The 22007-nt window shown below is 38.0% G+C and carries 23 protein-coding genes; 21 read left to right on the forward strand and 2 right to left on the reverse strand.

Going from position 1 to position 22007, the window contains the following annotated elements:
* Positions 1-591: 591 nt before the first annotated feature.
* The 4 genes from CSV63_RS10160 to CSV63_RS10175 all read left to right on the forward strand — a co-directional run bounded on the left by CSV63_RS10160 (position 592) and on the right by CSV63_RS10175 (position 4957).
* Positions 592-1635 (forward strand): C40 family peptidase, encoded by a 1044-nt coding sequence (locus CSV63_RS10160; RefSeq protein ID WP_099636603.1) that lies wholly within the window; start codon positions 592-594, stop codon positions 1633-1635.
* Between the two features lie 210 nt (positions 1636-1845).
* Complete coding sequence (locus CSV63_RS10165; RefSeq protein WP_099636602.1) at positions 1846-2133, forward strand: metal-sensitive transcriptional regulator; 288 nt, start codon at positions 1846-1848, stop codon at positions 2131-2133.
* A gap of 81 nt (positions 2134-2214) precedes the next feature.
* The gene (gene copZ, locus CSV63_RS10170) at positions 2215-2415 is read left to right on the forward strand and encodes a copper chaperone CopZ (RefSeq protein WP_099636601.1); all 201 of its coding nucleotides are present in this window, start codon (positions 2215-2217) and stop codon (positions 2413-2415) included.
* 127 nt (positions 2416-2542) lie between these two features.
* The gene (locus tag CSV63_RS10175; protein ID WP_099636600.1) at positions 2543-4957 is read left to right on the forward strand and encodes a heavy metal translocating P-type ATPase; all 2415 of its coding nucleotides are present in this window, start codon (positions 2543-2545) and stop codon (positions 4955-4957) included.
* A 152-nt stretch (positions 4958-5109) separates the two neighbouring features.
* Here CSV63_RS10175 and CSV63_RS10180 read toward each other — a convergent pair whose 3' ends face one another.
* A complete protein-coding gene (locus CSV63_RS10180; RefSeq protein ID WP_099636599.1) occupies positions 5110-5499 on the reverse strand; it encodes a cupredoxin domain-containing protein in 390 nt (129 codons plus the stop codon).
* Positions 5500-5713: 214 nt separating this feature from the next.
* Here CSV63_RS10180 and CSV63_RS10185 point away from each other — a divergent pair, with 214 nt between their 5' ends.
* From CSV63_RS10185 to CSV63_RS10225, 9 genes are all read left to right on the forward strand, one after another.
* The gene (locus CSV63_RS10185; RefSeq protein WP_199175256.1) at positions 5714-6406 is read left to right on the forward strand and encodes a response regulator transcription factor; all 693 of its coding nucleotides are present in this window, start codon (positions 5714-5716) and stop codon (positions 6404-6406) included.
* Positions 6403-7485, forward strand: a complete 1083-nt coding sequence (locus tag CSV63_RS10190) for a sensor histidine kinase (RefSeq protein WP_099636598.1) — start codon at positions 6403-6405, stop codon at positions 7483-7485. The genes CSV63_RS10185 and CSV63_RS10190 overlap by 4 nt, the downstream gene beginning before the upstream one ends.
* Positions 7486-7613: 128 nt before the next feature.
* Complete coding sequence (locus CSV63_RS10195) at positions 7614-7796, forward strand: hypothetical protein (RefSeq protein ID WP_099636597.1); 183 nt, start codon at positions 7614-7616, stop codon at positions 7794-7796.
* Complete coding sequence (locus tag CSV63_RS10200; RefSeq protein ID WP_233189581.1) at positions 7793-8284, forward strand: DUF2269 domain-containing protein; 492 nt, start codon at positions 7793-7795, stop codon at positions 8282-8284. The genes CSV63_RS10195 and CSV63_RS10200 overlap by 4 nt, the downstream gene beginning before the upstream one ends.
* 294 nt (positions 8285-8578) lie before the next feature.
* A complete protein-coding gene (locus CSV63_RS10205; protein WP_099695707.1) occupies positions 8579-10069 on the forward strand; it encodes a multicopper oxidase family protein in 1491 nt (496 codons plus the stop codon).
* 120 nt (positions 10070-10189) lie between these two features.
* A complete protein-coding gene (locus CSV63_RS10210; RefSeq protein ID WP_199203642.1) occupies positions 10190-11266 on the forward strand; it encodes a stage II sporulation protein P in 1077 nt (358 codons plus the stop codon).
* 128 nt (positions 11267-11394) lie between these two features.
* Positions 11395-11721, forward strand: a complete 327-nt coding sequence (locus CSV63_RS10215; RefSeq protein WP_099636641.1) for a four-helix bundle copper-binding protein — start codon at positions 11395-11397, stop codon at positions 11719-11721.
* A gap of 112 nt (positions 11722-11833) precedes the next feature.
* Positions 11834-12397: a YdhK family protein gene (locus CSV63_RS10220; RefSeq protein WP_099636594.1), complete on the forward strand. Its 564-nt coding sequence runs from the start codon at positions 11834-11836 to the stop codon at positions 12395-12397.
* Between the two features lie 285 nt (positions 12398-12682).
* The gene (locus CSV63_RS10225; protein WP_099695708.1) at positions 12683-13204 is read left to right on the forward strand and encodes a CueP family metal-binding protein; all 522 of its coding nucleotides are present in this window, start codon (positions 12683-12685) and stop codon (positions 13202-13204) included.
* A gap of 132 nt (positions 13205-13336) precedes the next feature.
* Here CSV63_RS10225 and CSV63_RS10230 read toward each other — a convergent pair whose 3' ends face one another.
* A complete protein-coding gene (locus CSV63_RS10230) occupies positions 13337-13612 on the reverse strand; it encodes a YmaF family protein (protein WP_158233163.1) in 276 nt (91 codons plus the stop codon).
* Positions 13613-13754: 142 nt separating this feature from the next.
* Between CSV63_RS10230 and merR1 the strand changes: the two genes are divergently transcribed.
* The 8 genes from merR1 (at position 13755) to CSV63_RS10270 (ending at position 21938) form a co-directional block, all read left to right on the forward strand.
* Positions 13755-14153, forward strand: a complete 399-nt coding sequence (gene merR1, locus CSV63_RS10235) for a mercury resistance transcriptional regulator MerR1 (RefSeq protein ID WP_099636591.1) — start codon at positions 13755-13757, stop codon at positions 14151-14153.
* A gap of 16 nt (positions 14154-14169) precedes the next feature.
* Complete coding sequence (gene merA / locus CSV63_RS10240) at positions 14170-15810, forward strand: mercury(II) reductase (RefSeq protein ID WP_099695709.1); 1641 nt, start codon at positions 14170-14172, stop codon at positions 15808-15810.
* A gap of 882 nt (positions 15811-16692) precedes the next feature.
* Complete coding sequence (locus CSV63_RS10245; protein WP_099636589.1) at positions 16693-17586, forward strand: DUF6744 family protein; 894 nt, start codon at positions 16693-16695, stop codon at positions 17584-17586.
* A gap of 25 nt (positions 17587-17611) precedes the next feature.
* Positions 17612-17806: a hypothetical protein gene (locus CSV63_RS10250; RefSeq protein ID WP_099636588.1), complete on the forward strand. Its 195-nt coding sequence runs from the start codon at positions 17612-17614 to the stop codon at positions 17804-17806.
* Positions 17807-17888: 82 nt separating this feature from the next.
* A complete protein-coding gene (locus tag CSV63_RS10255) occupies positions 17889-19055 on the forward strand; it encodes an AAA family ATPase (protein WP_099636587.1) in 1167 nt (388 codons plus the stop codon).
* A gap of 73 nt (positions 19056-19128) precedes the next feature.
* The gene (locus CSV63_RS10260; RefSeq protein ID WP_099636586.1) at positions 19129-20580 is read left to right on the forward strand and encodes a VWA domain-containing protein; all 1452 of its coding nucleotides are present in this window, start codon (positions 19129-19131) and stop codon (positions 20578-20580) included.
* Positions 20581-20979: 399 nt separating this feature from the next.
* On the forward strand, positions 20980-21591 hold the full coding sequence (locus tag CSV63_RS10265; protein WP_099636585.1) for a hypothetical protein: 612 nt from the start codon (positions 20980-20982) through the stop codon (positions 21589-21591).
* Positions 21592-21716: 125 nt separating this feature from the next.
* On the forward strand, positions 21717-21938 hold the full coding sequence (locus CSV63_RS10270) for a hypothetical protein (protein ID WP_143565329.1): 222 nt from the start codon (positions 21717-21719) through the stop codon (positions 21936-21938).
* Positions 21939-22007: the final 69 nt, after the last annotated feature.

Genomic DNA, 22007 nt, shown 5'->3' on the forward strand with positions numbered 1-22007 from the left:
GTCCACCTTGCCACCACATTAAACGTGCACGATTTATTGAATTTTTTAAGTCCGCTAATCCAAATACGTGTCCTAATTTATGTTGGCCAATTCTAGTCCATTGAGCCACTTCATATCTACTTTTCTCAGCGGAGTTAAATTGTATATACCAGCTCACTTTATGCAGTCCTAAGTTAGTAGAAATTGTACGGGCTAACCAAGCACCATCGGGAACATATGCAGCTGACACGTAATTACTTGTATCTTTTGGGAGGTAATTTGCGGCTGTTAAATTACCATTTGTTTCCCTTCCTATATTTATTTAGACGTTTATAAGTTTTTAAAGTTACACCTTTTTGTTTAGTTAAGTTAAAAATTGGAGTGAAATTCCAAGAGTATTGAACATCAGGAGAATTTTTGTGCGTAGCATATCGAAGATACAATATGAATTGCTAAAACATTGCACCAATTCTCCTTAATTAATCCTTAGTTTTGTCATGCGAATGTATTGAGATTGTAAAATGAAAATGATAGTTATTATGCTAAAATTATACAGGAAGTGATAAATAAAGATGCCGAAAAAAGACATCAATAAAATAGTTGGGGTGGAGAATGAGAAAACGATTTATTCAAATACTAATGGCTGTGTTACTTATTAGTATAATACCATTTATATCGTCAAATAAAGTTAGTGCGGCAACTTCAAATGATATTGCAACCTATGCGAAAAAGTTTTACGGTACACCTTATAAGTTCGGTGGGACAACCCCTTCTGGATTTGACTGTTCGGGTTATATAAGATATGTTTTTAATAATTTCAACATTAGCTTACCGAGAACATCCGCGGATCAGTTCAAAGTGGGAACTGCGGTTAGTAAGGACAAGTTACAACCTGGAGATTTAGTGTTCTTTGCAAATACATACAAGAAAGGTATTTCCCATACTGGAATTTATTTAGGGAATGACGAGTTCATATCGGCGAAAAGCCGTGGGGTCTTGAAGGCGAATCTAAAGACAGATCCTTATTGGGCGCCTAAATTCGCGGGGGCAAAACGTGTATTAAACACCCAAGCAGCTGTTGAATCAGTTAAGGAAACACCTGCTGAGCAGATGAGTGATGTGTTTAAAGATTTATCGACAAAGCATCCTGCTTTCGAGGCAATCATTGCACTAAACGAAAGCGGGGTTATAACTGGCTATGGAGACTCCACATTCAAACCTGAAAGTTCAATTACTCGGGGACAAGCAGCTGCAATGATAAATCGGGAGCTTAAATTAGAAGCATCAACTGGTGTGACATTTAAGGATGTCGCGCCAAATCACCCATTTTCGGCTGACATTGCGGCTATGAATGAAGCAGGAATCCTTCAAGGTTATGGAACAGGTGAATTCGGCATTAACGACAAACTGACACTTGCACATCTTGCAGCTATCGTCGATCGGGCATTCGATCTTCAGGGTCAAATCGAGGGAAAATCACAAATCGCATCTAATCATAATGTTGTCCCGACAAGTCACTGGGCTTCAGAAGCAATTCGTGCATTGAAGACACTTGATCAGACACAAGTCTTTCAGAAACCAGGATTTAGTGTAGGAAAAGAAGCGACTCGTGCAGAATTCGCTGCGGCTGTATTTACCGCAGTATCTTACAAATAAGGTTTTTAATATAGCGTGGGCGTACATCTAATATAAAAGATGTACGCCCGCTTTATGTTTTTGTTAGTGGAAGACAGGAGATTAGCCCGAAAAGTTTGAAAAGTGGAACGTTTCCTAATGAAATCAAATCTGCTTAAAAATTGAACTTAAAAAAGGAATATGTTATTATAGGGGTACGGGGTATCGATGCTTATATGAGGAGGGAAGATCATGGAGGAAACTTCGAAAACAACAGTTCAGCCAAATAAGCAACAGCTTCTTAATCGATTAAAACGTGTCGAGGGACAAGTGAGAGGCGTTCATCAAATGGTTGAGAATGACCGTTATTGTGTAGATATTTTACATCAGATTAGCGCGATTCAATCAGCGATGAATAAAGTTTCATTAGCTCTGCTGGAAGATCATACACATCATTGTGTAGCGAACGCAATTAAAGGGCAAGATGGTGAAGCAGCGATTAAAGAGTTGATGAGTGTCATGAAAACAATGACAAAATAAAAAATAACAATACTTCCAACTTGACATACTGGTATGGGGTATGTTAAATTGATGATAACAACAAAACAGGAGGCGTTCAATATGAAAGAAATCTTAAAAGTAGAAGGTATGTCATGTAATCACTGTGTGAATTCAATCGAAACGAATGTTGGGGAACTTGCAGGTGTTTCCTCAGTTAAAGTTGACCTAAATAGTAATGAAGTTTCTGTGGAATTTGATAATGAAGCAACATTGGCTCAAATTAAAGAAACGATTGAAGATCAAGGCTACGATCTAGTTTAACATTTAAAAAAGAATGTTCGCTTACACCACGTGGGGGGTATAAGTCGATGGATAGGATTGTACCATATCGGTATAATCTTTCTTTTTCAAAACTATATACCCCCACCAAGTATGGAAGGAGAGTAAAATGGCTACAACAGAAAAAACCTTGCAAATAAACGGCATGACTTGTTCAGCTTGTGCAAACAGTATCGAAAAAGGTTTGTCGCAAATTGAAGGTGTCGAAAAAGCAAACGTCAACTATGCAATGGAAAGGTCTACGATTATCTATGACCCTGAGAAAACTAATGTGAATGAATTTATGGAAAGAGTTGAAAAACTTGGCTATAGTGTCGTTCAAGAAAGAGAAACATTTGATATTTCGGGGATGACGTGTGCAGCATGTGCTACAAAAATTGAAAAAAGAATTAATAAAATGGATGGTGTTTCAAGTGCCAACGTAAACTTTGCACTCGAAACAATTGCTGTTGAATATGACGATAAACAAGTTGGAACGACTGATATGATTGCAGCTGTTAAGAAAATGGGCTATGAATTAATGCCCAAGCAAGACGAGGGAGACAAGGTAGATCATCAAGAAAAGGAAATCAAAAAGCAACAGAATAAGTTCATTTTCTCGGCTATTTTAACATTTCCTTTGTTATGGACGATGGTTGCACATTTTGAATTTCTATCGTTTATCTACCTACCCGCAATTCTTATGAATCCGTGGGTACAACTTGCACTTGCGACGCCCGTTCAATTCATCGTTGGAGCACAGTTTTATAAAGGTGCATTTAATTCGCTTAGAAATAAGAGTGCCAATATGGACGTATTGATTGCACTCGGTACAAGTGCAGCGTATTTCTACAGTCTCTATTTATCATTTGAATGGATGAATGCAGGAAGTGTTGGACATGCCGACCTCTATTTTGAAGCGGCTGCTGTCATTATTACTTTAATTGTACTTGGTAAATTATTTGAGGTTCGTGCAAAAGGAAAAACAAGCCAAGCGATTCAAAAATTACTAGGGTTACAAGCAAAAACAGCTAGAGTGTTAAGGGACGGCGTTGAACAAGAGCTACCGATTGAACAAGTCGTCACGGGGGATACAATCCTTGTTAGGCCTGGAGAAAGTATTCCAGTAGACGGAGAAATTATCGAGGGGCGTTCTGCAATTGATGAATCGATGATTACGGGTGAAAGTATTCCGATTGATAAAGTAGCTGGGGATACGGTCATTGGTGCAACGATTAACAGGAATGGTTCTTTGCAAATCAAAGCGACAAATGTTGGCAAAGATACAGCTTTGGCGAAAATTGTGAAAGTGGTTGAAGATGCACAAGGATCCAAGGCAGATATTCAACGTTTGGCGGATCGAATTTCCGGTGTTTTTGTGCCGATAGTTGTTGTTATCGCGATTGCAACATTCTTTATCTGGTATTTTGCAGTATCGCCTGGAGATTTACGTTCGGCACTTATTCCAACAATTACGATTTTGGTAATTGCTTGTCCGTGTGCGCTAGGTCTGGCAACACCGACGTCGATTATGGCTGGTTCGGGTAGAGCTGCTGAAATGGGTTTGCTCTTTAAAGGCGGAGAACATTTGGAGAATACACGTTCTATCGATACGGTTGTTCTGGATAAAACTGGAACAGTTACAAAAGGAGAACCTGCTTTAACAGATATTACAGTGACAGAGGGTTTTACAGAAGATGAAGTTTTGCAGTTAGTCGCAACCGCAGAAGATCAATCTGAGCATCCATTAGCACAGGCGATTGTCCTTGGCACGAAAGAAAAAGGGTTATCCCTTCTCGATGCTACAGATTTTGAGGCATTACCAGGCTATGGTATTCGAGCGATTGTTAATGGTAGAGAAGTATTGGTTGGCACAAGAAAATTGATGAAAGAACAAAAGATAGCCATTTTAAATTCCGAAGTTTCCATGGAAAAACTTGAACGTGATGGGAAAACAGCGATGCTCATTGCTGTAGATCAAAAACTTGCCGGTGTCGTTGCAGTTGCGGATACGGTGAAAGAAACGTCTAAAGAAGCAATTAAACGAATGCAGGAATTGGGTCTGGACGTCATTATGCTAACAGGTGATAACCAAAGAACCGCAGAGGCCATTGCTAGCCAAGTATGTCTATCCCATGTGATTGCAGAAGTGTTACCAGAACAAAAAAGTGATGAAATTAAAAAATTGCAAGATCAAGGTAAGAAGGTTGCTATGGTCGGCGATGGTATCAATGATGCACCTGCACTTGCGATGGCAGATATCGGAATGGCTGTCGGAACTGGTACAGACATTGCGATTGAAGCGGCAGATATTACGCTCATGCGTGGCGATTTAAACAGTGTGGCTGATGCAATTATTATGAGTAGAAAAACAATGCGTAATATTAAACAAAACTTGTTTTTCGCTTTCTTCTACAACACGGTAGGGATACCGATTGCAGCAATTGGCCTGTTAGCCCCTTGGGTTGCTGGTGCTGCGATGGCGTTTAGTTCGGTATCGGTTGTGTTGAATGCGTTACGTCTTCAAAAAGTTAATTTGAAGTAATGAATAAAGATGATTTGTACGATTGAAGCAAGTGGAAATATAAGCATTAAAAAGAGTAGGACCGGGAAATTATTCCTGATCCTACTCTTTTCATTCTAAAATCGTGAAAAACAATTACGGAACCGCATCCAAAATTGCTAGGCAGTTATCAATTATGTGATAATTAGCGTTGACTTCATATCGGCATGTCCCGCTCCACATGGAATATTGCAGTAGATTGTGTATTCACCCGGCTCTGTAGGTGTAAAAGTTGCTTCACCATCATCTTTTATGTCCACATCAAGTTCATCGATAGCAATCCCGTGCATGCCTTCTTCGTTTTTATATGTTATTGTAACCTCTTCGCCAGCCTTGACAGTATATTCTGCCTGATCAAATTCAAAATTAATCCCTGTGATATTGATTTCATTGCTGACGTTTGAAGTTTCTGAAGGGGCGGTGTTCTCTACCTGCCCCGTTGCGTCACCTGTATCTTTTCCTCCACAAGCCGCCAGAACAAACAAAGCACTAAATAAAACTGTTGCCAATAACCATTTTTTCAAAATGAATACCTCCTATTTGTTTTGGGATTGATTTCCTTGTATCCCTCCTATACATAATGATAGCCATCAAATATCCATTATCTATGGAGAAAGTAAGACAAAGTCATGACAGTTATTGGTGAGCTAAAGAGGGGGGCTGTTATTGTGTTTACTTTCCGTTCATAAAAAGATGTTACTATAAGACGTAAATGAATAAGAGGAGGCCGATGAATGAATGAACAAGCAAATCAAAGTTCTCGTCATTGAAGATGATCCTTACATTTGTGAATTGATTATTTTATACGCTGAAAAAAGCGGGTATATAGTTAGCATAGCTAATGATGGAATGACAGGATTAGAAATGTTTTATGATTGTTCTCCTGATCTTGTCATTTTAGATATTATGATGCCTGAAATGGATGGTTGGGAAGTTTGCAAGGAAATAAGGAGATTTGATAAAACACCCATTATCATGTTGACTGGGAAAGGCGAAAGCTATGATAAACTTAAAGGTTTCAACCTAGGAGCAGATGATTACATGGTAAAACCTTTTGATCCAAACGAATTGATAGCACGGATAAATGCGGTGCTGCGGCGGGCTTATCCAATGTTAGGTACAAATGAGATCATTGAACTTCCCTTGTTGAAGATTGATCTTAAACAATATAAGGTGACCTACGATAAACGGGAGATTGTGTTACCACCCAAGGAAATGGAGCTACTGTATTTTCTAACCTCACATCCAGATCAAGTATTCACACGTCAGCAGCTTCTGGAAAAAATATGGGGGTTGGATTATGAGGGGGATCCAAGAACAGTCGATGTACATATTAAAAGGATTCGAGACAAATTAGGGAATGCCAACGCTTATTGGAGGGTGAAAACGATTAGAGGAGTGGGCTATAAATTTGAGGTGGCCAACGAGTGATTAAGATAAAAAGTATTTTTGTGAAGCTATTCCTCACATATATCGCCATATTAATTGTGTCACATCTTGTTTTTGCTGTCGCTTCCTATTTGTTATTTCAGAATAACCTAACCAATATGCACTTAAATCCCGAAGGTTTTAACCAAATGAAATACTTGTTTATCTCGTCTTCGATTATTTCAATAACGATTACAGGCATATTTACTTATTACCTGACGAAAAGAATTACCGCTCCACTTCGAGAAATGAATCGGGTTGCGCTTCTTATTGCTAGGGGAGAATTTAATCAGAGAGTCAATATCAGGACGAGTGACGAGCTTGGCGAACTGGGAGAAACGTTCAATTATATGGCGCATGAGTTGGCTAGCACAGACCAGATGAGAAAGGATTTTGTCGCTAATGTTTCCCATGATTTACGCTCCCCTCTTACTTCAATTCATGGATTCGCCAGTGCGTTTCTGGATGATAAAATCCCCAATGCTCGAAAGCGTCATTATTTTACCATTATGAAAGAACAAACTGAACGAATGATTAAGCTAGTCAATGATCTTCTCGATATGTCCCAAATCGAATCGGGGCAGTTGGAAATTCACCCTGTACGCTTTAATTTATCAGAGCTGGTTCGCTTAGTGATGGCTCGTATGGAAACTGAATTTGAAAATAAAAAACTAAATGTGGGATTAATATCTGATGAAGTAGAAGATATCTACGTATATGCTGACCCGGATCGAATTGATCAAGTGATCGTTAATTTGATTCAAAACGCTGTACACTATTCCAAACACGAGAGTTCTATCGAAGTGTTTTTGAAAAAGGAACACCAAGCGGTAGTTTCAATTCGAGATTATGGGCCGGGAATTAGTCAAGAAAACATTCAATCTATTTGGAAACGGTTTTATAAAGTAGATAAGGCCCGTACTAAAAAGGCGGGTACAGGACTAGGCTTGTCCATTGTTAAGCACATATTAGTCCTTCATCAAACCGACATTCAAGTGGAAAGTGAAGTAGGAAGAGGGACAACCTTTACATTTACACTCCCATTAGCTATGAATAAATCAAATAAACATGGGAATGCATAATTCTCTGTTCATCGTCCGTTCATAAAAAATTGCTATACTGATTGGGCATTAAAAAACGATGAATACAAGGGAGGAAAATATAAATAAAAAAATCAATATCAAGTCATACGGCAGAGGAGGATACGAATATGTCGGATCGCAAATCTACTACGGGTACACCGCGGTGGGTAAAGGTGTCTGGGGTTGTCGTGATTATTTTAGTACTACTTGCTGTTGCAATAATGGTTATTAGCGGTGGTGAACATGGTCCTGGTCGTCACATGCCGACTTCTAGCAATGTGGAACAGGGAGTGAAACAGCAGTGGTCATGAAACCTGGCCTACGTAAGTTCGCGCTCACTGCCCATATCACTTCTTCGATTGGCTGGCTCGGCGCGGTCATTGGATTCCTAGTTCTTGTCGTCGCTGCCCTTATAAAAGAAGATGCCAAGACGGTGCATGCTGCTTGGATTGCGATGGAGTTGATTGGCTGGTTCGCGATCGTCCCCTTAGCCCTTCTCTCGCTACTGACTGGGCTTGTTATGTCATTGGGTACTAAGTGGGGCTTAGTAAAGCATTATTGGGTCCTTTTCAAACTACTGCTCACCGTTATAGCCACAACCATTTTGCTGCTCAATATGCAGACAGTGAGCTTCCTGGCAGATGTGGCGAAAGAGACGGGAAGTGCCGATCTTAGCGGCTTGTGGGGCGAACTCTTCCACGCCGGGGTAGGTCTACTTGTGTTGCTCGTAATCATCATACTATCGGTTTACAAGCCAAGAGGCACGACTCCGTTTGGGAAGCGTAAGCAACATAGTTGATTTAAAATTAATTAGCATTAGGTAAAATATTTATATATCTTTTTGTGAATGGGCAATATTTTAAGTGAACGGCCGCGTTTGATGTAGAAATGCGGCTTTTTTGACCCAATTTCTAAAATCCACAGCCGAGATCAGTCTTCGTATCTTTAAATTGCGCAATTCAATTAAGAGATAAATTATTTCGATTTTATCAAATATCTTCTTTCTAACTACTTCACTGCAATATGCATATTTTTTTCATATTTTCTTGTTACACTAAAAAAGTAATATAGCAGATGAAAGGGGAAATACTTGATGGGAATAAAGATAAAGATTGCCGCGGCGGCAATTAGTTTATTGGTTATTGGCGGTTGTAGCAATAACAATCCGCAACCTGCCGAGGAAATGGATCAAGACATGGAGGAAATGGATCATTCCACTATGGGTGACATGATGGAGGGACATATGAGCCATGATGAGGTGGTAAGTTTAAACGACTCAACAGGGGAAAATGAATTAAAAATCCCTTCTATGCTTGAAACTGATAATGAGGATGGAGTCGTATATACGGTTCGAGCACAAAAAGGAAAAACCGAAATATTCGACGGTACTGAATCGACAACGTATGGATACAACGGGTCGTTTTTAGGGCCGATGCTCCGTTTTGAAAAAGGTGACAAAGTTAAAATTAGAACGATAAACGAACTGGATGAAAAGACGACTTTTCACTGGCATGGATTGGAAGTATCTGCTGATGCAGATGGTGGACCGCATGATGTGGTTAAGCCGGGAGAAGAAAAGGTGATTGAATTTGAAGTGACACAAGAAGCGTCAACGTTATGGTTCCATCCCCATCCAGAGGGGAAAACCGCTGAACAGGTATACAATGGACTTGCGGGATTGATTTATATCGAGGATGAAAATTCGAAAAGCATTGGATTGCCAACTGATTATGGGAAGAATGATTTTCCTTTGATTTTCCAAGATCGAATATTTGATGATAAAAAACAATTGAATTTTAGTGCCGCAAAGAATGAAGATGGGACAATTGGCGATACCTTACTGATCAACGGGACGTTGAATCCCAAGTTGACTGTAAATAAGGAGAAAGTACGTCTTCGTTTATTAAATGGATCGAATGCGAGGAATTACACATTTAAATTGAATACAGGGGATTCTTTTGTTCAAATCGCAACGGATGGCGGTTTCTTGAATGAACCGGTCACTTTAAATGAAGTAACACTTACACCTTCAGAAAGAGCGGAAATCATTGTCGATTTTTCGCAGCTCAATACTTCAAATGACTTGGCGTTGGTAAATGAGGATGGGTCTGTCCTTTTACCATTTAAGGTTTCTGATCAAGACGAAGTGATTAGTGGAATTTCAGAAGAGTTGAATGATTTTGCATTGACAGAAGAAGAGAAGAATTTACCAGTCACAAAGAAAGTGGAACTCTTTGGGATGATGGATATGGTAACAATAAATGGAAAAAAGTTTGATCCGGATAGAATTGACTTCACACAACAGCAAGGGGTTACTGAAGTGTGGGAAATTTATAATAAACCCGACATGATGGGTGGAATGATTCATCCATTCCACATTCACGGCACGCAATTTAAAATAATCTCCAGAGACGGAGAAGAGCCACCGGAAAATGAGCAGGGATGGAAGGATACTATCTCAATAAAACCAGATGAGACAGTAAAAATTGCTATACAATTTAAGCATAAGGGTATCTATATGTTCCATTGTCATATTCTTGAACATGAGGATAACGGCATGATGGGACAGGTGAAAGTGGAGTAAACTTCAATTCAATCGCGTGTGAAAGTCTGTAACAGCCAGTGTGTATTCGTTCACACCGGCTGTTTTAAAATTCATCATATGAAAAAATGTTTACATTCTTTCTAAAAGGTAGGCTACATTATGTTTCCAAAAGTTAAGAAGTACACTAAGAAAAAGAAAAAATCTATATTAATCGTCCTTTTATATTTGGCAATTATTTTATTTTCTATATGGTTATTAGTTGTTTTATTGCTGTCATACTACTTGTGGCATGATGAAATCAAAGAAAATCCTTTATTGGGTAAAGTGGATTCTTTTTCTAATTTCTACATGGAAACGTTGAAGGATTCCTCCGATTTTCTCAAACCATTAGGTGAAACAGATGTTACTTTAAAAGGAACATCCAACGAAAAAGAAAAAATCAATATTCAGTTGGAGCAGCCAGATAGAGATGAATTCCAGCCTGCCATGAAAGATCTTTTAAAAGACAGAGAACTTGCTTTCAAGAACATTGACGCTATCTTTGAAAGTATGAAATCACCTAAAGGAATTACAAAAGATTCAATTCATTCGACATTTGGCAGAGACGTTATTTATATTTATCACACCCATAACAGGGAATCTTTTTTACCTTATTTAAAAGGCACCGATAAACCGGAAGATGCTTATCACTCAAAAGCAAATATTACGTTGGTCGGTGAAATGCTGGGTAGGGCACTGGAGAGAAGAGGGGTGGGAACGAAAGTGGATTCAACCGATATTGTTCAAGAATTAAGTTTGAGAGAGTTAAACTATAATAGTTCATATAATTTATCAGAAGAATTGGTTCGGTCTGCGCGTGCCGAAAATAAAGATTTCGACATTTTTCTGGATTTACATCGTGATTCATTGCGCAAAGATTCTACCACGTTAGAAATGAATGGGGAAAATTATGCACGTCTGTTATTTGTAGTTGGTACTGGACATGAAGAATTTATGAAGAATCTTTCGTTTACTGAAGGCCTACATAAACTTCTCGCTACTCAGTATCCCGGTTTGTCAAAAGGAATACTAAAAAAAGATAGTAGCCAAGGCAATGGGGTCTATAACCAAGATATTTCCCCAAACTCCGTTATTGTAGAAATTGGAGGCGTCGATAATACGGTAGAAGAGCTACATCGGACTACCGAAGCGTTGGCGGACGTGCTAAGCGATTATTATTGGCACAGAGAAAAGTAATCTGTTTGTTTGGAGTCCAACACATAAAAAAAGAAAAAGGATTTTTTAAGGAGTTTCTTCTTTTTAGTTTTAAAACGACTTTTAAGGGAAAAATATCACTGATTGCAAAAATAGCAGGAGGTGAGTCCATGAATACGAAATACGAAGAATGTCTGAAAGCTTGTTTAGAATGTCTAGAGGCATGTAATGTCTGTTTTGATGCGTGCTTGAAAGAGGAAGATCTGAAGATGATGGCTGATTGTATCCGCTTGGACCGTGAATGTGCAGATATATGTGCGTTTTCCGTACAAGCAATGACGCGAAATAGCCCATTTACTAAACAGATTTTAGAACTATGTGCAGAAGTTTGCGAACGTTGTGCAGAAGAGTGTGCAAAACATGATCACGATCATTGCCAACGCTGTGCCGAATCTTGCCGAAAGTGTGCTGAGGCATGCCGACAAATGGTAGCTTAAGTAATATGCAGAAAATATAACCAGCAAAGGAGCTATTTCAAGAAGTTGAAAAGGCTTTCTTGGGATAGCTTCTTTTATTTGATAATTATTCAGAATAAGGAGTGCTATTCGAATGAAAAAGCAACTGCTTTTTTTAAGTATCGCTATGATTATTGGTTTAAGTGCTTGTGGAAATAATACCAGCAACGAGGAAAGTCAAAACACTAATAACGAACCCCAACAGGGAGACATGGAAATGGAGATGAACCATTCCGGCTCAGGTGAAGTCCCTGAAAGCTTGAAGGTGGCAGAAAATCCAACCTATGAAGTGGGAAGCGAAGCAATTATTAAAACAGACCATATGGAAGGAATGGATGGGGCTGTAGCGACAATTGTGGGTGCTTATGATACTACGGCTTACGCTATCTCATATACCCCGGTAACTGGCGGAGAAAGAGTGGAAAATCATAAATGGGTCATTCAAGAAGAAGTTAAAGATGATGACGACAAAACTTTGGAACAGGGAACCGAGGTCACCGTGGAGGCAGACCACATGAAAGGGATGGAAGGAGCATTAGCTGAAATTGATTCAGCAGAAAAAACTACTGTATATATGATTGACTATACTCCGACTACCGGTGGGGAAGAAGTAACAAACCATAAATGGGTAACGGAAAGTGAGCTTTCAGCTAAATAATGTTTTTACAAAGTAGAATAAAAATGTCCCATAAGCCAAAATTTATTGGTTTTATGGGGCATTTTTTTGATAGCATGCTTCAATTCTATCATTTAACACGATTAAAAGTTGATTTTCAAATAGGCAACTTCCCAATTTAAAGTGTGACGGTTCGGTTAACTTGCGATTTTTATAAGTGAGATATGATAAAATATACTTGATGTAAGTTCTTTTTAGTTTGAATAAAAGTGAGGTCAATTCGATGACCTATAATTTTTCATATAAAGAATAGGAGAGAAATTAATTATGAAAAAAAGATTACTCGTAGTATTTGGTTTATTGCTAAGTTTTATGTTAGTCGCTTGCAGCAATGATTCATCGGATGGAAGTGAAGTCAAAGATACAAAAGAAAAGGTACATGAGTATAGCGTTGGAAGTTTTGAAGACGATTTAACAGCATCTATTACATCTCATGAACTGATTGTTAATGATAATGGCAAAGAAACTACATTTGACTTGCCAAGTGATGAATTCTTCGTTTCTATTGCACCATTTGTTGAAACTACACATCCTTGTGCAATACATAGTTTAACAGGGTGCCAAGGAGAACTAGTTGAAAAAGACTTCGACGTGCATATTCAAGACGAAGATGGCAATGTCGTTGTAGACGAAACGATCGCCTCTTTAGAAAATGGATTTATCGATCTGTGGTTACCGCGTAATAAAAATTTCCAAGTGAAAATTACACATGACGACAAAACAGTTGAATCTAATATCTCCACATTTGAAGGCGACAATACTTGTATTACAACGATGCAACTAACATAATTCCTTTAAACATCATCCACTTAGAATCGTGAAGTACTCACAATACTTTTCATGGTTCTTTTTTTATATCAAATTTGATCTCGTGCTATTCCCGCAGAACAAGATTGTTTCTCACCTTAACACCGTTTCTTATTAATCTTTTGAGGGTTGAGTGAATCCTTTTATCACATGTGTATGACCATCATCTTCTGTCGTTCTCACTTCCATATAATAGGTATGGAACCCACCCGGTAATGGAATGGGTAAACTTGTATATGCTTCGTATTGATATATATGTCCATCTTCAAAAGTTGTGTTACCAATCATATGGCGATAATGCCCTTTTTCCGTCTCGGTCGGCGTACTTGTCTCCCCCTGGATATATCTGCACATGTCCATTTGAGAAAGTGGTTGTACCAAGATGACCATGTGTATGAACATCACAGATAGGGATAAAATTAATTTAAAACACGAAATAGCATCCCTGTTAGGTGGTGCTTTTTTTTTTAGGAAGCTATATATTGACCCTGTACTTAGGTACAGGGTTTATACTATGTATGAGGTGAAACAAATGGTTTTTCATATAGGTGAACTGGCGGAGAAATGTAACGTTAACAAAGAAACCATTCGGTATTATGAGCGATTAGGATTAATTCCGAAACCTTCTCGTACAGAGTCAGGATATCGAATATACACAGAACAAACCGTTGATCGATTGAATTTCATTAAACGTATGAAGGAATTAGGTTTTACTTTAAATGAAATTGATAAGCTTTTAGGCGTGGTGGATCGTGATGAAGCAAAGTGCCGTGATATGTATGATTTCACTGTTTATAAGATAGAGGACATTCAACGGAAAATTCAAGATCTAAAAAAAATCGAACACATGCTTATCGACCTAAAAGGAAGATGTCCCGAAAACAAGGATATTTATGAATGCCCCATTATTGAAACTTTACTAGAAATTTAAGGACGGAGGAAAAGTATTGAAAAGATATCGGATTAACATTCAAGGAATGACTTGTGCAAGTTGTGAAAATCATGTTTCAGTTGCCTTGGAAAATATAGGTGCAAAGTGTATTGAAGTTGATTTTCGTCGTGGGGATGCTGTATTTGAGCTTCAAAATGACGTAGAAGTTGAAATAGCTAAAAATGCGATTGCTGAAGCAAAATATCATCCAGGGGAAGTTGAAGATTTACAATCACAAGTAAAAGCTAATACAGGTTGCGAAGATGATTATGACTACATCATCATTGGTTCTGGTGCAGCGGCCTTTTCATCTGCCATTGAAGCCGTGGGTTATGGCGCAAAAGTTGCGATGATTGAACGTGGAACGGTGGGAGGAACTTGCGTTAATATCGGATGCGTTCCGTCTAAGACCTTGTTAAGAGCCGGAGAAATCAATCATTTAGCAAAAAATAATCCATTTACAGGATTACACACTACAGCACAAAATGTTGATTTAGCCTCATTAGTAAACCAAAAAGATGAATTAGTAAGTACACTTCGCAACGAAAAATATGTGAATTTAATTGATGATTACGGTTTTGAATTAATAAAAGGTGAAGCGAAATTTGTAAACGAAAGCACGATTGAAGTTAATAGCAACCAAATAACAGCAAAACGATTTTTAATAGCCACAGGTGCGTCTCCATCTGTTCCAAATATTTCGGGATTGAATGACGTGGATTATTTAACAAGCACTTCGTTACTTGAATTAAAGAAAGTGCCAAAGCGTCTCACGGTGCTTGGTTCTGGATATATCGGCTTGGAATTAGGACAGCTATTTCATAATTTAGGCGCAGAAGTAACTTTGATACAAAGAAGCGAGCGTCTACTAAAAGAATACGAACCTGAAATTTCAGATGCGATGACCCAGGCATTAACAGAACAGGGAATTAATCTAATTACAGGAGCAACCTACGAACGCATAGAGCAAGATGGAAGCATTAAAAAAGTTCATGTAGAAATAAATGGTGAAAAGCGAATTATTGAAGCAGAAGAATTGCTTGTAGCAACGGGAAGAAAGCCAAATACAGAATCTTTGAACTTACATGCAGCAGGTGTTGACGTTGGGTCTCGTGGTGAAATCGTCATTGATGAATATTCTAAAACATCCAATTCCCAAATTTACGCAGCCGGAGATGTAACGCTTGGTCCTCAATTTGTTTATGTAGCTGCTTATCAAGGTGGACTTGCTGCGCGTAATGCAATCAGAGGCCTAAATCAAAAGGTGAATTTAGAAGTTGTTCCAGGTGTTACGTTTACTAATCCATCGATTGCAACGGTTGGTTTAACTGAACAGCAAGCAAAAGAAAAAGGACTTGAGGTTAAAACATCAGTCTTGCCGTTAGATGCCGTACCAAGAGCCCTTGTTAATCAGGAAACAACAGGCGTTTTTAAATTAGTAGCAGATGCAAAAACATTAAAAGTGTTAGGCGTTCATATCGTTTCGGAAAACGCAGGAGAGGTAATCTATGCGGCAACATTAGCTGTAAAATTTGGATTGACAGTGGAGGATCTACGAGAAACTCTTGCCCCCTATTTAACAATGGCAGAAGGTTTGAAATTAGCAGCCCTTACGTTTGATAAAGATGTATCTAAATTATCTTGTTGTGCAGGATAGTATTATGAATACAAAAAAAGCCGAAATTCCTTATAGTGAGGAAATCGGCTTTTTAAATTGAAACTATTTTAGCGTGGCAAATACGTGATATTGTTGGTAATATCCTATAAAGTATTGACCTACTATTTCATTGGCCGTTTATAAGATGACGGAGGTTTCACTGTGATGCATATTGTTTAAGTTGCCCTTTTAATTCAAATAACTTGTTCTTAATAAAAGGATTTGTTTTCTCTGATAATTGATCTAATTAAAAAAGCGTGCTTCTATCGCTTGATTCTCATAAGGCGCTATTACTCCTTGATAGTTATGGAGAATAAAATTCAAATGTACGTTTCAAAACCAGTACGATTCATCAAAACTTCCTCTTGAGCTAAAGGGGGCGTTACTGTAGTAATCATAATTATTTAAGACGCTTAACTTAACTAGAAATTCACGGTAATGTTAGGCGGTCATTTCGGATGAATTTGCTATCAGCCCCGGGTTTTGTTAAAGTAAAAGTATATTCATTATGTTATTAAGTCACTGTTCTACTAGTGAAAGTCGTTATACTTTCTATCTTTTTTAGAAAGTGACTCGGCACAAATGTTCAGCCTTTGGACTCCTAATTTGAGAGAGAGGTTAGGCAGACGTATTACACGTCCGAAAATTGCTTTTGCATATCAAAAAGGATACTTACGCATTTTGCGTGAACTATATTAAAACCGATTATTCCTATTCAGGAGTGGTCGGTTTTTTGCTTTCAAAAACTATAGAAGGGAGATAGAAAAGAATTTATTGACGAACAAATCGGGTTATTTTAAAACGCATTTACTTAGCAATCGCTAGGTGTAAATGCGTTTTTTTTATTTATCTAAAATACAAAAATAGAAAGGGTTGTTAGGTATGTCTATTAATCTTGATAATATGACAGCTGTTCAAAACAAGCAGCAAGACGGTATTCTCGGTCACCTCATGTGGTTCTCGGTTGGCAAGCAATTAGTCAAAATGAATGATTTGGAGCAAGCACTTGTTCAATCAGGTTTGCCTGTTGAATGGATGCCAAATGCGATTCGTCCAGCTGATGCTTTCCGAAGAAGTACTAAAGAGATAGAGACTAGAAAATCTACAGGACATGCTGGGGTATTCGAGAACTACCTTATACGTGAAGTGTTCTCGGACAAAAGCCATGTGCAAAGGAACATTGTAGTGGAAAAAGTGGATCAGGCGGGTAAACGTCTTGACTACAACAGTAAAGCGGGAGTAATCACGCTAGATAAACAGAAGAGTTCTCTAACGTTTATAACGGAGAATGAAATTGCAAAAGAGCTGTGCTTTGAAGCAGAGCGTAATTTCAATATTTACAAAGACCATTATTCAGCTCAGCAAGTAAGAGTAATGGTGAGTAAAATACTTCAATCACTTGCACCCACACCTGTACGTCCAAATGGAGGCGTATATTTTGTCCCAGATTCACATACGGAGGGTCTAAACCAGCTCGTAAACTTTACGTCCTCTCTTGAGAACAGTGAAGGATTCAAGATCCCCGTTGTTAATACATTCGACAATAGGCAAATGGTGAACACAAAACTAAACGATCATTTAGAAGCAATTTTACATGATTGTAAGTCGAGTGCTGGGCTGAAAAAAGGACAAGTGAAAGAGATTATTGAAAATGCGAAGTCTGTAATTGCGAACTATCGTAATTATAAAGGCATTGTCGCCAATGAAGCAGATACGCTAGAAAATAAAATTATAACGATCCGTGCCGCTGTTTCGAAAATGGTTGCGGATCTTTAAAAAGTAACGGAATGGAGGGATTAAAATGCCAGAATTTTATCAAACGATAATGGGAAGAAAATTCTATGAAAGAGATGTTGTTGATTGTGTGCAACACGTTAAGAAGATTGCTCAAGAACTCGAACGTTCAAATGAACTGAAAGAACAGGAGTTGCAGATGAAGATGCGTGAGCTATCGATAAAAGAACAAGAATTATTTATTCTTTCAGCGAAAAACTGAAATAATTCTTATAAAGGGAAGTACGGTTGCAATAAAAATCGGCTTCCTTTTCTATTTAAACTAAAAAAGGGGTTAATAAAAAATGACAAATACTAATTTTGCAAAGTTAGAGGAAATTAAAAATGCACTCAATGCAAAGTTTTTTGAGCGTGAGAAAGAAGTTGAAGGGATTCTCGTTGCTCTACTTTCAAGGCAGCACATGCTCATGATTGGACCTGCCGGAACTGCAAAATCTGCATTGTCGGTTGAGTTAGCAACAATCATACAGGGAACGGAATACTTCCAGTGGTTGCTGACAAGATTCAGTACACCTGAAGAAGTGTTTGGTCCATTGTCTTTAAAAGACCTTGAGCAAGGCGTATATAAGCGGAATACAGCAACTAAAATGCCAGAAGCAAATCTTGTTTTCCTGGATGAAATATTCAAAGCGAACTCTGCTATCTTGAACAGCTTGCTAACACTAATAAATGAAAGACTTTTCTATAATAACGGAACGCCAGTAAAGGTTCCCTTGATATCTGTTATTGGGGCTTCAAATGAATATCCAGACGAGGAAGAAGGTCTTGAAGCCCTTTTCGACAGGTTCTTACTTCGATTCGAACTAGATTACATTGCAGATGAAACGAATTTTGTTTCTATGATGAAGGGCACCGATCAAAATCAGGTTATGCCCTCCATGACTATGGAGGAGTTGGTTCAACTTCAGTTTTTTACTGACATGGTTACAATTCCAGACGAAATATATGAAACTTTTTCAAAAATCCGTAATGAATTGCGTGATGAAGGAATCCGTCCTTCTGACAGGCGATTTAAACAGTCGCTGTCGGTACTTCAAGCAAAGGCTCTGATAAACCAAAGACAAATTGTGAAGGTTGATGATATTGTCATCCTTGAAAATGCCCTGTGGGAAACGGTTGATCAAAAGGATAACGTTTCTTTGATTGTTCGTAGCCACGCACAAGACGTGGTTACTCGAAAACTTGATACGATTCAGGAAGAGGCTAGTGAAATATTTTCTTCCATGCAGACCGAAGCTTCTACTGATGCTGGTATGGAAGCTACCCAAAAATTGAAATCGTTAGTTGCTGATTTAAATAAGTTGAAAAAGCATAATCAAAGTAGAGATACGGATATTGACTCTTTACTTGATAAAGTGAAAGCGATGCAACAAGAAATTCTTGACAGTATTTTGGAGCCAATGGATTTTGGCACTGCAAGTGAAAAATCAACTGTACAAATGCCATTCTAAAAAAACATTGATGAAGATAATTGGAATGCTAAGGATACTTCTTGGCATTTCTTTTTCGAAAAAATAAAAGGGAGTGTTTTATTTGAAATTAACTAGAATTAGAAATGAAAATCATTCTGTGTTAAATACAGACACCTTCGATAAAAGACGTTTCAAAGAGATTTATAAGATGTCGCAAGGACTTCAAAAGTTAAGCCTTGATGGAGAATTGCCTACTATTGAACCGTTACTCGGTGACATATGGGCTTCTTTATACAAAATGAAACCTGAATTAAGCGAAGGGAAAATCCCAGATGATTTGCAAGTTAACAAATCATTTATGGAGAAAATCATGAATGATGAGTCGTTTGAAAACTATCGAAACTTTACTCGATTGGATGACTTATCTTCAGCCATCGGAACTGTGAAATTTGGGGAGAAAACGAACAAATGGTTAATTAAACAAAAAGAACAGGATGAAGATTTACGAAAACAAATGCAAGAAATTCAGGCGATGCAAAGGCAACTTCAAAAGCAGGAACAACAAAATGGAGCTGGAAATGGTAGTGAGAAGTTACAAGAAGACTTAAAAGAAGCAATGTCAGACCTAGGGGATCAACTTCAACAAACGTTGCAGAACAACAGTCATAGCTTTTCGCAAGCGATGGCACAAGCTATGCAGGAAACGAAACAGACGAAAGATAGCTTGAAATCATTACTTGGGGGTACGGGTGCTGGTAGTGGTGATGCAGAACTGAAAAAAGTTCCTTTGCGGGATCAGATTTCATTAGCTGAAAAAATCGCATCTAATAAACAGATGAAAGAAATTGCGGATTGGGCTGGTCGATTTAAACAGATAGCCCGTAAAAAGCAAAAATCTAAGCATAGTGATTCAATGGAAAGAAGTGGGGTTACATTAGGTAACGATATTGAGCGACTGTTACCGATGGAGTTAGGGTTATACACACATCCGATAACGAGGAATGACTTTTTACGTCGCTTTGTAGAAGGTCAGACGATGATGTATGAACAGAAAGGGCAAGAGGTATTGGGGAAAGGTCCAATTGTACTTTGCCTGGACCAGTCAGGCAGTATGCACAAGCTAGATAGCCAATCCAAAGGGTTTACGTTAGCCCTTATGTCGATTGCAAGAAAACAGAGAAGGGATTTTTGTTTGATATTGTTTTCTACTCGTACACAAATCTTTAAATACGAGAGAGGAAAAATAAAAAGTTCAGATATGATCAATTTAGCCCAAACTTTCTTAGGGAGAGGTACGGACTTTGCACTTCCGCTTAATAGGGCGATGGCAGTAATAAACGAAAGTCGTTTTAAACAAGCGGATATTATTTTCGTAACTGATGGTGAAGACCGAGTAAAGGATTCATTCCTAGAAGCATTCAATAAAAAGAAAAGAGAAAGGGAATCCAATGTGCTATCTCTTGTAATAGGAAGTAGCACAAAAACAGTCGAGCAGTTTTCGAACAAGGTAGTCTATATTAAGAATTTTGACGACGCAGGAAGTTTTACTGCTTTTGAAATATAAAATAATAATTTAGAGAACATGAATTGGCATTGTCTTCGGGCAGTGCTTTTTTTATTTATGTATAAATTCCTCTAAGGGGAACAAAGAAGTCTGGAATACAAGTGTAAAATCTAGATATGATTTTAAGTGGTAATATATTTATAACGAACTATATTACTATGAAAACATTTAATAAACTACCACTTACGGCTTAGTGGAATGTAGAAGGTTCATTGAACTTGTTGAAATGAAAGAAGGAATCTTCCTATCCAGATTAAATCTCTAAGTCGGTAAAAATAAGTTTTACTTTATTTTTGGCGGACGCTTTTCTAACAAAGGGCGAATTATTTATCTAATCGACAAATAGTTTTCTATGCCATAATAATAGAATGGACTAGTTGTAAAGGACGTGTGTTTATTTTGATTAAAACATTCTATGTCATATTTCATGATGAAAAAAGATTGAAAGTTTCTGATATTATTAGTTTTGAACAGCCACAGGTTGATGAAATCATACATATTGCATCACAATACACATTAAGACAACTTCGTAGAGAAGAAAAAAAAGGTAAGGACTTGTCATACCTAACTCCAAATCAGATAGCCATGGTTGTTAGCGAGAAGGACCAGATTGTTCACGACAAATCCGCCGATGAATTAAGGCTCCAAGGTATAGTTCAGGCAGCGGAACATTCATTAGTACAAATGTTTGAAAGGCAAGGTTCTGATGAACTACCTTACGTCATAGATTTAATCAATCGGGTTATTGACACGGACACGGTTGTGAAAGCACAATTTAAAGGGCATCCTACCCTGACATATACTATGATGATGGCAAGTGACCCTGAACATTTCAAGATACCAGTGAGTTTCGTATGGGAATCAAGTGGAACGAGGTTCATCAAAATCGTTACTTTAATGTTTAGGAATGCCCCTCCAAAGAAGTTGACATCAAAAATTGTTCAAGACCAGGATATGGAAGACCGGATGCTTGAATTCAAACGGAAATTATTAGACGAAAGTCGGAAATAAAAGAAGGATAAAAATTAAAAAGATTGAATGGATATGGAATAGGGTATAATATTTGATATAAGACTCAAAATTAGACGTATGAGGAGTGAAAGCAAATGATTACCATAGACAAGGAGGTTCTCGATATGAAAAGTGAACCAACTAGGTTATCAAAGAACATCATTTGGCATATCGAGCAGACCGAATATGTTGTTCGCAATGTGCCCTATGTCAAACATAACGCCGATGGTGAACAGTTCATAGATGCCAATGTAGCAATTACCATTACAGCTCTTCGTGATCTTATGGCCGATAATCTTATTCCTAACGATGTAAATTTCGAGGATTTCGCTCATATTGAATTCTAAATGGTTATGTTATTCTTGCGATAAATATAATAATCAATAAAACCTCTAAAGATTCTTTACTAGAGGTTT

Source organism: Sporosarcina sp. P34 (assembly GCF_002743375.1).
Lineage (GTDB): Bacteria > Bacillota > Bacilli > Bacillales_A > Planococcaceae > Sporosarcina.